This window comes from Bradyrhizobium sp. 62 (genome assembly GCF_023073035.1).
GTDB lineage: Bacteria > Pseudomonadota > Alphaproteobacteria > Rhizobiales > Xanthobacteraceae > Bradyrhizobium.
This window is the reverse complement of sequence record NZ_JADPIT010000015.1, coordinates 1,184,287-1,195,747: the sequence shown is the minus strand read 5'-3', so window position 1 is coordinate 1,195,747 and position 11,461 is coordinate 1,184,287. Positions and strand designations below refer to the sequence as shown.

The following is an 11,461-nucleotide window of genomic DNA, read 5'->3' as shown; positions in this document are numbered from 1 at the left end:
CGTTGTAGTCGAGCCAGTCGATCAGCGGGCGGATCGAGGAGTACTCCTGATCCTCGATGATGGCGGTGTAATAGAACGCCCTCAGCAGCGTCCCGCGACTCTGAAACTCCTTCAGCAGGCGCTTGTAATCGATGTCGAAGCCCAGAGTTTTCGCCGTCGCGTAGAGATTGGCTCCATCGATGAAGAGCGCGATCTTGTCGGAAGAGGAAGGTGACATTCAGTTTGCTCGCGTAGAGTTCGTGATTGATCGTTTATTGTTGGCGCGGCGACAGCAAGCCGCGCACTTCTAAAGTCCCGCCGAAACCCGTCGAAACCGCAAATCCGGAGAAGTCGGGGCAATCAAGGTATAGTTATGGCCAACTTGCACACTCCCGGCGCCGCCGTCGCCGGCAGCCCGGGAAACCACCCATCTCAGCCCCAATGTGGGGGTAGCAGAGCCGTTTGGCGAGGCCAAATCACAAATTGGCCTTGCGAAACCCTCCCGGCCCCTATAACTACCGCCATTCATCCACATATTTCGTCCCACCCACAACGGAGCGACAGTCGATGGCTCGCGTCACCGTAGAAGATTGTATCGACAAGGTCGACAACCGGTTTGACCTGGTCCTGCTGGCCGCCCACCGCGCCCGCATGATTTCGTCTGGTTCACAACTAACGGTTGACCGCGATAACGACAAGAACCCTGTTGTGTCTTTGCGCGAAATTGCTGAGACCACCATTTCGCCGGAGGACCTCCGCGAGGAGCTGGTGCACTCGCTGCAGAAGTTCGTCGAGGTCGACGAGCCCGAGCCGGACACCGTGCCGCTGATCGGTTCCGCCGGTGCAAGCGTGGATGCAGACGATACCGAAGTCGCCGTTGAGCGCATGACGGAAGAAGAGCTCCTGAAGGGTCTCGAAGGCCTGGCGCCGCCCGAGGAGCAGCCCGAGGAGGACGAGTAATCGTCCCATCGCGCTCATCGACTTCTTTGTGATCTTATCAAAGGCCCGAACCGTTGTTCGGGCCTTTGCTTTTGTTGGCGTTTTCGTGGTTACCATAGCGTGGTCGGTTCGCGCCTGTTCCTGTCACTGAATTGATCGGACACGCGCGCGATCGGAGCTAAGATGTATACAACGGGCTGTGTCGTGGCCCGTTTGAAGGCAGGACGGCATGGTATATCGACGCCGCACACCAGCGCAGATGCAGGCCGCAACCGAATCGGTTGCCGTGGCCCCGACTGCGCCGGTGGCTCGCCCGGCGAAGCCTCGCGCACGCATGATGCGTCAATATGACCTCGTCGAGCGCGTCAGGTCCTACAATCCCAACACCGACGAAGATTTGCTGAACCGCGCCTATGTCTACGCCATGAAGGCGCACGGCTCGCAGACCCGCGCCTCGGGTGACCCGTACTTCTCCCATCCGCTCGAAGTGGCGGCGATTCTGACCGACCTGAAGCTCGACGACGCCACCATCGTGGCTGCGCTGCTCCACGACACGATCGAGGACACCGAAGCGACGCGGGCCGAGATCGACCAGATCTTCGGGCCCGAGATCGGCGCGCTGGTCGAGGGCCTGACCAAGCTGAAGCGGCTGGAGTTGGTGTCGCGGGAGGCCAAGCAGGCCGAGAATCTGCGCAAATTGTTGCTGGCCATTGCCGACGACGTCCGCGTGCTCCTGGTGAAGCTCGCCGACCGCCTGCACAACATGCGCACGCTGGACTTCGTGCCGACGGAATCGCGACGGCGCATTGCCGAGGAGACGCTCGACATCTATGCGCCGCTGGCAGGGCGCATGGGCATGCAGGAAATGCGCGAGGAGCTGGAGGACCTGTCGTTCCGGACCCTCGACCCGGAAGCCTATTCGGTGGTGATGCAGCGGCTCGATGCGCTGGCCGAGCGCAACCGCAATCTGATCGGCGAAATCGAGGACCAGCTCTCCAACAATCTGCGGCACCGGGGCTTGGGGGCGCGGGTCTATGGCCGCCGCAAGAAGCCATTCTCGATCTGGACCAAGATGGAGCGCAAGTCGGTCGGCTTCGAGCAATTGTCCGACATCTTCGGCTTCCGCGTTGTGGTCAACGACATCGAGGCCTGCTACCGCGCGCTCGGCATCGTCCACACGAACTGGCCGGTCGTGCCCGGGCGGTTCAAGGACTACATCTCGACGCCGAAGCAGAACGACTACCGCTCGATCCACACCACCGTGATCGGCCCCGGCAACCAGCGGGTCGAGTTGCAGATCCGCACCGAGGCGATGGACCAGATCGCCGAGCGCGGCATCGCCGCGCACGTGTTCTACAAGGAAGGCGTGGGCTCGCCGACCGAATTTCTCAAGCGCGAGTCCAATGCGTTCGCCTGGTTGCGCCACACCATCGGCATCCTCTCGGAGAGCGCCAACCCCGAGGAATTCCTCGAGCACACCAAACTCGAGCTGTTCCACGACCAGGTGTTCTGCTTCACTCCGAAAGGCAAGCTGATCGCGCTGCCGCGCCATGCCAACGTGATCGACTTCGCCTATGCCGTACACACCGACGTCGGCAACAGCGCGGTGGGCTGCAAGATCAACGGCCAGTTCGCGCCGCTGTCCTCGGAGCTTCAGAACGGCGACGAAGTCGAGGTGCTGACCTCGGAAGCGCAAGCGGCGCCGCCGTCGGCCTGGGAAACGCTCGCGGTCACCGGCAAGGCGCGCGCTGCGATCCGTCGCGCCACCAGGACCGCGGTGCGAGATCAATATGTCGGTCTCGGCCGGCGCATCGTCGAGCGCCTGTTCGAGCGCGCCAAGATCGAATACGCCGACGACAAGCTCAAGGGCGCGCTGCCGCGACTCGCGCGGACCTCGATCGAGGACGTCATGGCGGCTGTGGGACGCGGCGAGATCAAGGCCTCCCACGTCGCGCGTGCGATGTATCCCGACTACAAGGAGGAGCGCATCGCGCGCTACGGCGTCAAGAAGGGGCTTGCCGGCAAGCTCAAGGAGAAGTCGTCCGAACCGCCGCGCAGCCCGGTCGCGATCCCGATCCGCGGCATCAATTCCGACCTGCCAGTGAAGTTCGCGCCGAACGGTGGCGCAGTGCCTGGTGACCGCATCATCGGCATTGTCACGCCGGGCGAGGGCATCACCATCTACCCGATCCAGGCCCCGGCCCTGAAGGATTTCGAGGAGGAGCCGGAGCGCTGGCTCGACGTGCGCTGGGACATCGAGGACTCCACGCCACAGCGCTTCCCGGCCCGCATCAAGGTCGAGAATGTCAACGAACCTGGCGCGCTGGCGCAGATCGCGACCGTGATCGCCGAGCACGACGGCAACATCGACAACATCAGCATGCAGCGCCGCTCACCGGATTTCACGGAGACGACGATCGATCTCGAAGTCTACGATCTCAAGCATTTGAGCGCGATCCTGGCCCAGTTGCGCGCGAAGGCGGTCGTCGCCCGCGCCGAACGTGTTAATGGATAGACGCCTTCCGTCCTGGTCTATCCCTATGATTCCGTGAGTCCCGAAATGCCTGCACCTCCGCTCCGCCTCGGCGTCAATGTCGACCATGTCGCGACCCTGCGTAACGCGCGCGGCGGCCGCAATCCCGATCCGGTGCGCGCGGCGCTGCTGGCGATCGAGGCCGGTGCCGACGGCATCACCGCCCATTTGCGCGAGGATCGCCGGCACATCCGCGACGAGGACATGGCGCGGCTGAAAGCCGAGATCTCCAAGCCGCTCAATTTCGAGATGGCGGCGACCGACGACATGATGCGCATTTCGCTCGCCACCAGGCCGCACGCGGTGTGCCTCGTGCCGGAGCGGCGCCAGGAGGTGACGACCGAAGGCGGGCTCGACGTCGTCGGCCAGCACAATGCGCTGGCGCCCTATCTCGCGCGGCTGAACGATGCCGGCATCCGGGTGTCGCTGTTCATCGCGGCAGATCCCGCTCAGATCGAGATGGCGGCGCGGCTGCGCGCCCCCGTGATCGAGATCCACACCGGCGCCTGGTGCGACGCCGTCGTCGACGGTCACACTGATAAGGCCGAGGCCGAATGGCGGCGGATCGTGGCGGGGGCGAAGCTGGCGAAGGAAGCGGGGCTGGAGGTTCACGCCGGACATGGGCTGGACTACGCGACGGCGGAGACGATCGCAGGCTTGCCGGACATCATGGAGCTCAACATCGGCTACTACATGATCGGCGAAGCCCTGTTCGTGGGTCTCGCCGAGACGGTTCGCAGCATGCGCGCGGCGATGGACCGCGGCCGGAGCCGGGCATGATCATCGGCATCGGCTCCGATCTGATCGACATCACACGTGTCGGCAAGGTGATCGACCGCCATGGCGAGCGCTTCCTCGACCGCATCTTCACCGCGGCCGAGCGGGCCAAGGCGGAGCGGCGCGCCAAGAACGAGAAGATGGTGGTCGCGACCTACGCCAAGCGCTTCGCCGCCAAGGAGGCTTGCTCCAAGGCCCTCGGCACCGGCATCAGGCGCGGCGTGTGGTGGCGCGACATGGGGGTGGTCAACCTGCCGGGAGGGCGGCCAACCATGCAATTGACGGGCGGGGCGTTGGCCCGGCTCCAGGCCCTGACGCCCGAGGGGTTCGCGGCGCAGATCGACCTGTCGATCACCGATGACTGGCCGTTGGCACAGGCCTTCGTCATCATTTCCGCCGTGCCGCTGGCCAAACCCTGACGGTACTCCGATCATTTTATAATTCGCATTCAAAATCAAACGCTTATGCAGTTTTAATGCGATCCTTGATTGCGTGGCCTCCGACAACCGTCTAAAAGTCCGCGGACGCAAATCAGGCTGGGCGAATTCGGCTTTACGCCGGAATTGGCCCTCATTATCAGAATCAGGACAATCTCCTTGGCCGCGAGCGATGGGCTGCTCGCGCGAGGAGGGCGCTCTGTGACCGCCGGCCGAATTGAGAGAGCAATGAGCGTGACTTCAGGAACGAAAACTGAGAGCGGCGTCGGCGAAACGATCCGGGTCGTGATCCACGCTCTCCTGATCGCGCTGGTGATCCGCACCTTCCTGTTCCAGCCGTTCAACATCCCATCCGGCTCGATGAAGGCGACACTGCTGGTCGGCGACTATCTGTTCGTCTCGAAATATTCCTACGGCTACAGCCACTATTCGATCCCGTTCTCGCCGCCGCTGTTCTCGGGGCGGATCTGGGGCTCGGACCCGAACCGCGGCGACATCGTCGTATTCCGCCTGCCGAAGGATGATTCCACCGACTACATCAAGCGCGTGATCGGCCTGCCCGGCGACCGCATCCAGATGCGGGACGGGCTGCTCTACATCAACGACACGCCGGTCGAGCGGCAGCGCATGAGCGAATTTGTCGGCGAGGACCCCTGCGGCGCCGAAGGCAGCGGCGTCTCCCGGGTGAAGCGCTGGAAGGAGACGCTGCCGAATGGCGTGTCCTACGAGACGCTGGACTGCGCCGACAACGGCTACGTCGACAACACAAACGTCTACACCGTGCCGACCGGCCACTTCTTCATGATGGGCGACAACCGCGACAACTCCACCGACAGCCGCTTCCTCGGCCAGGTCGGCTACGTCCCACAGGAGAATTTGATCGGGCGCGCCCAGATGATCTTCTTCTCGATCGCCGAGGGCGAGCATGCCTGGATGTTCTGGCGCTGGCCGTGGGCGGTGCGCTGGAATCGCTTCTTCAAAATCGTCCGATGAAAGACGAAGCCAAGGACATCGCGACCCTACCGACCGAGGCGCAAGCGGGCCCCGACGGCGAAGCTGCGACCAAGACTCTTGAGAGCAAGACTCTTGAGAGCAAGGCGCTTGAGATCAAGGCGCCTGCAAAGAAGAAGCGGGTGCGGAGCAGCAAGGCCAGGAGCTCGGATGCGAATGCGGGGCTCGAGGCACGCATCGGCTACAGCTTTGCCGATCCGAATCTCTTGATGCAAGGCATCACGCATGTCTCTGCGTTGAAGTCCGGGCGCAAGCGCGGCGACAGCTATCAGCGGCTGGAATTCCTCGGCGACCACGTGCTCGGGCTCGTCGTCTCCGACATGCTCTATCACGCCTTCCCCAACGCCGATGAAGGCGAGATGTCCAAGCGACTTGCCGAACTGGTGCGCAAGGAGAGCTGCGCCGATGTCGCCAAGTCGCTCGGTCTGCTCGACGACATCAAGCTCGGCTCGGTCGGCCCCAGCGTCGACGCGCGCCTGCGCAAGAGCGTGCTCGGCGACATCTGCGAGGCCGTGATCGGCGCCGTCTTCCTCGACGGCGGCTACGCGGCGGCGGCCGACTTCGTCAAGCGCAACTGGACCGAGCGCATGCACAAGCCGCGGCGTCCGTTGCGCGATCCCAAGACAGTTCTTCAGGAATGGGCGCAGGGCAAGGGATTGCCGACGCCCGTTTATCGCGAGGTCGAGCGCACCGGCCCGCATCATGATCCGCAATTCCGCGTCGCGGTCGATCTTCCGGGACTAGCTCCGGCGGAAGGCATCGGCGGCAGCAAGCGCGCGGCAGAGAAGGTAGCAGCTTCAGTGATGATCGAACGTGAAGGCGTTGGCGGCGGCAATGACGGTTGAAGCAAGCGGCGAGGCGCCCACTGCCACGCGCTGCGGCTTCGTCGCGCTGATCGGCGCGCCGAACGTCGGCAAATCCACCCTGGTCAATGCGCTGGTCGGGGCCAAGGTCACGATCGTCTCGCGCAAGGTGCAGACCACGCGCGCGCTGATCCGCGGCATCGTGATCGAGAACAACGCGCAGATCATCCTGGTCGATACGCCGGGCATCTTCCTGCCCAAGCGCCGGCTCGACCGCGCCATGGTCTCGACCGCCTGGAGCGGCGCGCATGATGCCGACCTCGTCTGCGTGCTGCTGGATGCCAAGGCCGGCATCGACGAGGAAGCCGAGGCGATCCTCACCAAGGTCGCCAGCGTCAAGCACGAGAAGATTTTGGTCATCAACAAGGTCGACCTGGTCCAGCGCGAGAAGCTGCTGGCGCTGGCGCAGGCCGCCAACGAGCGCATGGCCTTCGCAAAGACCTTCATGATCGCGGCGATCTCCGGCGACGGCGTCGACGACCTCAGGCATACACTGGCCGAGATCGTGCCGCCGGGGCCGTTCCTCTATCCCGAAGACCAGATGTCGGACGCGCCGATGCGGCAGCTTGCGGCCGAGATCACGCGCGAGAAGATCTTTCGCAAGCTGCACCAGGAATTGCCCTACCAGTCCACGGTCGAGACCGACAAGTGGGAGGAGCGCAAGGACAAATCGGTGCGCATTGAGCAGACAATTTTCGTCGAGCGCGAAAGCCAGCGCAAGATCGTGCTCGGCGCGGGCGGCGCCACCATCAAGTCGATCGGCGCGGACTCGCGCAAGGAGATCGGCGAGATCTTGGGCGTGCCGGTGCACCTGTTCCTGTTCGTCAAGGTGCGCGAGAACTGGAGCGACGATCCCGATCGCTACCGCGAGATGGGCCTGGAATTTCCCAAAGAATAACCAAGAAAATGATCGGTCAGCGATGAGCGTACCCAGCAACGTACGGCGCTTCGAAGCGTTGCTCTATGCATCGTTGATGCTGGATGCCTTGTCGGTGGCGGTGCAGGACCGCACGCCCAATGCCGAGATGACCGAGCAGATGATCACGACGTCGACGCTGCTTGCCGGCGGCATGATCCTGCTGCTGGTGTATTTCGTCAGGCTGGCCGCGCACGGGCGCAAGAACTGGCCGCGCTGGGTGCTGGCGGCGGCGCTCGTACTGTCGGTCATCTCGCTCGGCCAGATCATCGGCGAGAAAGGCATGGAACTCGACAGCGCCATCGAGATCGTCTCCTGCGTGCTGACGGCAATGGGATTGTATTTCTCGTTCCGCGGCGACGCGCAGGGCTGGTTCAACGCGTAAGGCGTCAGGTGGATTGGCGGCGCAATCCCGCCAATCCGCCCTACGATTGAAGACCGGAATCCGTTAGACTTCACCCATGGAATGGACCGACGAAGGCATCGTGCTGGGGGTGCGGCGGCATGGCGAGAGCAGCGCCATCGTCGAGCTGCTGACCCGTGCGCACGGCCGCCATCTCGGTCTCGTCCGCGGCGGCGCTGGCTCGCGGATGCGGCCGCTGCTGCAACCCGGCAACAGCCTCGGCGTGGTATGGCGGGCGCGGCTCGACGAGCATCTCGGCACCTATGCCATCGAGGGCCTCAAGCTGCGGGCGGCGACGCTGCTGGGATCATCCCACGGCGTCTACGGCATCACCCATCTCGCCTCGATCGCGCGGTTGCTGCCGGAACGCGATCCGCACGAAAACCTCCTGGCGCTGCTCGAGCATTCGCTGGATGATTTCGACGACATCGGCAGCGCCGCCGTACACGTGATCCATTTCGAGCTGGCGATGCTCACCGAGCTCGGCTTCGGGCTGGCGCTGGAAAACTGCGCGGTGACCGGAGAAACCAACGACCTGATCTATGTCTCGCCCAAATCCGGCGGCGCAGTGTCACGCGGGGCGGGCGAACCGTGGCGCGACCGCCTGTTGCGACTGCCAACGTTCCTGCGTCAGGGCGAGGTGCAGGGCGACCTCACCGACGAGGATCTCCAGGATGGCTTTCGACTGACCGGCCTGTTCCTGCTGCGCCACGTGCTGGAGCCGCGCGGGCAGGGCCATTCCGACGCGCGGGCGGGCTTCATCAACGCGCTGACGCGACAGCAGGCAAAGGGCGCGATTCCCGCGCCATGAACCTGGCGCGGCTCTGCATTGCCCTGGCGGGACAAGCTTGCTGGAACAAAACGGGGTTCCCCGGACTTGCCGTTTTGGGTTCCAACCGGGGATAGCCTCATGCTGATCAAGGGACTTGTGATATCGGCAGCGCTGATCGCGCTGGCGCCGGACGCCCTCGCGGGTGAGCAGCCGGGCGTGTTTCGGCGTGCCTCATGTACCGTCGTCAGATTCTATGTGGCCAAATATTCCGCTGCGGCCGCAGAGGCATGGGCGAGGTCCAAGGGCGCGACGGAGGCCGAGATCGAGACGGCGCGGCGGTGCCTGCCCAATGCCCCGGCCACCACGCAGGCCAAAAACACCCAACCCACCCAGACCTTCACCGCAGGCTGGGCCGGCCAGTAGGCCCCCCACAGGGAACCAATCGATCCTTGCCCGATTCGCTTCCACGGTTTAACCGGGCGGCATGGGAAAACGATTGATTCCGCCGGAGGAACCGGCCGAAATTCACGAGGTGCCGCTGCGTGAGGCGCTGGAAGAGCGCTATCTCGCCTATGCGCTGTCCACCATCATGCACCGCGCGCTGCCCGATGCGCGCGACGGCCTGAAGCCGGTACACCGGCGCATCCTCTACGGCATGCGCCTGCTCCGGCTCGATCCGGGCACGGCATTCAAGAAGTCCGCCAAAATCGTCGGCGACGTGATGGGCTCGTTCCATCCGCATGGCGACCAGGCGATTTACGACGCCATGGTGCGTCTGGCGCAGGATTTCTCCTCGCGCTACCCGCTGGTCGACGGCCAGGGCAATTTCGGCAATATCGACGGCGATAATCCGGCCGCCTATCGCTACACCGAAGCGCGCATGACCGACGTCGCGCGGCTTCTGCTCGACGGCATCGACGAGGACGGGGTCGAATTCCGCCCCAATTACGATGGCCAGTCGAAAGAGCCGATCGTGCTGCCCGGCGGCTTCCCGAACCTGCTCGCCAACGGTGCGCAGGGTATCGCGGTCGGCATGGCGACCTCGATCCCGCCGCACAACGCGGCCGAGCTCTGCGACGCCGCGCTGCATCTGATCGAGAAGCCCGACGCGAAATCCAGGGCGCTGCTGAAATGGGTCAAGGGTCCGGATTTCCCCACCGGCGGCATCTGCGTCGATTCCAAGCAGGCGATCGCTGAAGCCTACACCACCGGCCGCGGCTCGTTTCGCGTCCGCTCCCGATGGGAGCAGGAAGAGGGCGCGCGCGGCACCTGGGTGGTCGTCGTCACCGAGATTCCCTTTCTGGTGCAGAAGTCGCGGCTGATCGAGAAGATCGCCGAGCTGCTGGACCAGAAGAAGCTGCCGCTGGTCGGCGATATCAGGGACGAATCGGCCGAAGACGTTCGCATCGTGATCGAGCCGAAGTCGAAGAACGTCGATCCCGCGCTGATGATGGAATCGCTGTTCCGGCTGACCGAGCTCGAAAACAAGATTCCGCTGAACCTGAACGTGCTGATCAAGGGCCGCGTCCCCAAGGTGGTGGGACTCGCGGAGTGCCTGCGCGAATGGCTCGACCATCTGCGCGACGTGCTGATCCGTCGCAGCAACTACCGCAAGACGCAAATCGAGAACCGGCTCGAGGTCCTCGGCGGCTATCTGATTGCGTTCCTGAACATCGACGAGGTGATCAGGATCATCCGCACTGAAGACGAACCGAAGCCGGTTCTGATGAAGACATTCAAGCTGACCGAGGTACAGGCCGAGGCCATCCTCGACATGCGGCTGCGTCGCTTGCGCAAGCTCGAAGAGATGGAAATCCGCACCGAAGACAAGAATCTCCGCAACGAGCTCAAGGGCATCAACGCGATCCTCGCCTCCGAACCCGAGCAGTGGAAGAAGGTCGGCGAGCAGGTCGGCAAGGTCCGCGACATGTTCGGACCGAAGACCCCGCTCGGCAAGCGCCGCACTACCTTTGCGGACGCGCCCGAGCACGATCTCGCTGCGATCGAGGAGGCCCTGGTCGAGCGCGAGCCGGTGACCGTCGTCGTCTCCGACAAGGGCTGGATCCGCACCCTGAAGGGCCATGTCGAGGATCTCTCGGGGCTGGCGTTCAAGCAGGACGACAAGCTTGGGTTCGCGTTCTTCGCGGAAACGACCTCGAAGCTGCTGCTGTTCGCCACCAACGGAAAATTCTACTCGCTCGATGTCGCAAAACTTCCGGGCGGCCGCGGTCATGGCGAGCCGATCCGCCAGTTCATCGATCTCGAGCCGGAGGCCGCGCCGGTCACGCTGTTCGTCAACAAGGGCGGCCGCAAATTCCTGGTCGCGAGCCACGAGGGCCAGGGCTTCGTCGTCAACGAGGACGACTGCGTCGGCACCACGAAGAAGGGCAAGCAGGTCCTCAATGTCGACATGCCGAACGAGGCGCGCACGGTCACCGAGGTGCTCGGCGATACCGTCGCGGTCATCGGCGAGAACCGCAAGATGCTGATCTTCCCGCTCGACCAGGTGCAGGAGATGCCGCGTGGCCGCGGTGCGCGCCTGCAAAAATACAAGGACGGTGGTCTTTCCGACGTCGCCGTGTTCGACGCCAAGGCGGGCCTGACCTGGAAGGACTCCGCTGGCCGCGAATTCTCTGCGACCATGAAGGAGCTCGCCGAGTGGCGCGGCAACCGCGGTGACGCCGGCCGCCTCGCGCCGAAGGGATTCCCGAAGTCGAACAAGTTCGGCAGGGTGATCGGGTAGTCCGCGGGCCGTCGCCATATCGACAGTGTCATGCCCCGCGTAGGCGGGGCATCCAGTACGCCGCGACCTCTCGGCTCAATCGTAGCTT

General features: G+C 63.9%; 12 protein-coding genes. 11 read left to right on the top strand and 1 reads right to left on the bottom strand.

Annotated features, from left to right (window positions below; all coding sequences use genetic code 11):
* The coding region (locus IVB47_RS16255) for an NYN domain-containing protein (protein ID WP_247462601.1) at window positions 1-217 on the bottom strand (217 nt) is incomplete at its 3' end.
* Between the two features lie 329 nt (window positions 218-546).
* Here IVB47_RS16255 and rpoZ point away from each other — a divergent pair.
* From rpoZ to parC, 11 genes are all read left to right on the top strand, one after another.
* Complete coding sequence (gene rpoZ, locus IVB47_RS16250) at window positions 547-939, top strand: DNA-directed RNA polymerase subunit omega (RefSeq protein ID WP_007603391.1); 393 nt, start codon at window positions 547-549, stop codon at window positions 937-939.
* A gap of 208 nt (window positions 940-1,147) precedes the next feature.
* The gene (locus IVB47_RS16245; protein WP_247289315.1) at window positions 1,148-3,433 is read left to right on the top strand and encodes a bifunctional (p)ppGpp synthetase/guanosine-3',5'-bis(diphosphate) 3'-pyrophosphohydrolase; all 2,286 of its coding nucleotides are present in this window, start codon (window positions 1,148-1,150) and stop codon (window positions 3,431-3,433) included.
* A gap of 45 nt (window positions 3,434-3,478) precedes the next feature.
* The gene (locus IVB47_RS16240) at window positions 3,479-4,231 is read left to right on the top strand and encodes a pyridoxine 5'-phosphate synthase (protein ID WP_247462600.1); all 753 of its coding nucleotides are present in this window, start codon (window positions 3,479-3,481) and stop codon (window positions 4,229-4,231) included.
* Complete coding sequence (gene acpS / locus IVB47_RS16235) at window positions 4,228-4,647, top strand: holo-ACP synthase (RefSeq protein ID WP_007611179.1); 420 nt, start codon at window positions 4,228-4,230, stop codon at window positions 4,645-4,647. The genes IVB47_RS16240 and acpS overlap by 4 nt, the downstream gene beginning before the upstream one ends.
* A 246-nt stretch (window positions 4,648-4,893) precedes the next feature.
* Window positions 4,894-5,658, top strand: a complete 765-nt coding sequence (gene lepB / locus IVB47_RS16230) for a signal peptidase I (protein WP_007603395.1) — start codon at window positions 4,894-4,896, stop codon at window positions 5,656-5,658.
* Window positions 5,655-6,521, top strand: coding sequence for a ribonuclease III (gene rnc, locus IVB47_RS16225; protein WP_247462598.1), 867 nt, complete (start codon window positions 5,655-5,657; stop codon window positions 6,519-6,521). The genes lepB and rnc overlap by 4 nt, the downstream gene beginning before the upstream one ends.
* Window positions 6,511-7,437, top strand: coding sequence for a GTPase Era (era, locus tag IVB47_RS16220; RefSeq protein WP_007611165.1), 927 nt, complete (start codon window positions 6,511-6,513; stop codon window positions 7,435-7,437). The genes rnc and era overlap by 11 nt, the downstream gene beginning before the upstream one ends.
* A gap of 22 nt (window positions 7,438-7,459) precedes the next feature.
* A complete protein-coding gene (locus IVB47_RS16215; protein WP_027567284.1) occupies window positions 7,460-7,840 on the top strand; it encodes a hypothetical protein in 381 nt (126 codons plus the stop codon).
* 76 nt (window positions 7,841-7,916) lie between these two features.
* Window positions 7,917-8,669: a DNA repair protein RecO gene (gene recO / locus IVB47_RS16210; RefSeq protein ID WP_247462596.1), complete on the top strand. Its 753-nt coding sequence runs from the start codon at window positions 7,917-7,919 to the stop codon at window positions 8,667-8,669.
* Window positions 8,670-8,768: 99 nt separating this feature from the next.
* A complete protein-coding gene (locus tag IVB47_RS16205; protein ID WP_247462594.1) occupies window positions 8,769-9,053 on the top strand; it encodes a hypothetical protein in 285 nt (94 codons plus the stop codon).
* Between the two features lie 61 nt (window positions 9,054-9,114).
* Window positions 9,115-11,373, top strand: coding sequence for a DNA topoisomerase IV subunit A (gene parC, locus IVB47_RS16200; protein WP_247462592.1), 2,259 nt, complete (start codon window positions 9,115-9,117; stop codon window positions 11,371-11,373).
* Window positions 11,374-11,461 lie beyond the last annotated feature (88 nt).

Excerpts from the sequence above, each read along its gene's own strand:
- rpoZ (WP_007603391.1), top strand. The coding sequence starts at position 547 with ATGGCTCGCGTCACCGTAGAAGATTGTATCGACAAGGTCGACAACCGG.
- IVB47_RS16245 (WP_247289315.1), top strand. The coding sequence starts at position 1,148 with ATGGTATATCGACGCCGCACACCAGCGCAGATGCAGGCCGCAACCGAA.
- IVB47_RS16240 (WP_247462600.1), top strand. The coding sequence starts at position 3,479 with ATGCCTGCACCTCCGCTCCGCCTCGGCGTCAATGTCGACCATGTCGCG.
- acpS (WP_007611179.1), top strand. The coding sequence starts at position 4,228 with ATGATCATCGGCATCGGCTCCGATCTGATCGACATCACACGTGTCGGC.
- lepB (WP_007603395.1), top strand. The coding sequence starts at position 4,894 with ATGAGCGTGACTTCAGGAACGAAAACTGAGAGCGGCGTCGGCGAAACG.
- rnc (WP_247462598.1), top strand. The coding sequence starts at position 5,655 with ATGAAAGACGAAGCCAAGGACATCGCGACCCTACCGACCGAGGCGCAA.
- era (WP_007611165.1), top strand. The coding sequence starts at position 6,511 with ATGACGGTTGAAGCAAGCGGCGAGGCGCCCACTGCCACGCGCTGCGGC.
- IVB47_RS16215 (WP_027567284.1), top strand. The coding sequence starts at position 7,460 with ATGAGCGTACCCAGCAACGTACGGCGCTTCGAAGCGTTGCTCTATGCA.
- recO (WP_247462596.1), top strand. The coding sequence starts at position 7,917 with ATGGAATGGACCGACGAAGGCATCGTGCTGGGGGTGCGGCGGCATGGC.
- IVB47_RS16205 (WP_247462594.1), top strand. The coding sequence starts at position 8,769 with ATGCTGATCAAGGGACTTGTGATATCGGCAGCGCTGATCGCGCTGGCG.
- parC (WP_247462592.1), top strand. The coding sequence starts at position 9,115 with ATGGGAAAACGATTGATTCCGCCGGAGGAACCGGCCGAAATTCACGAG.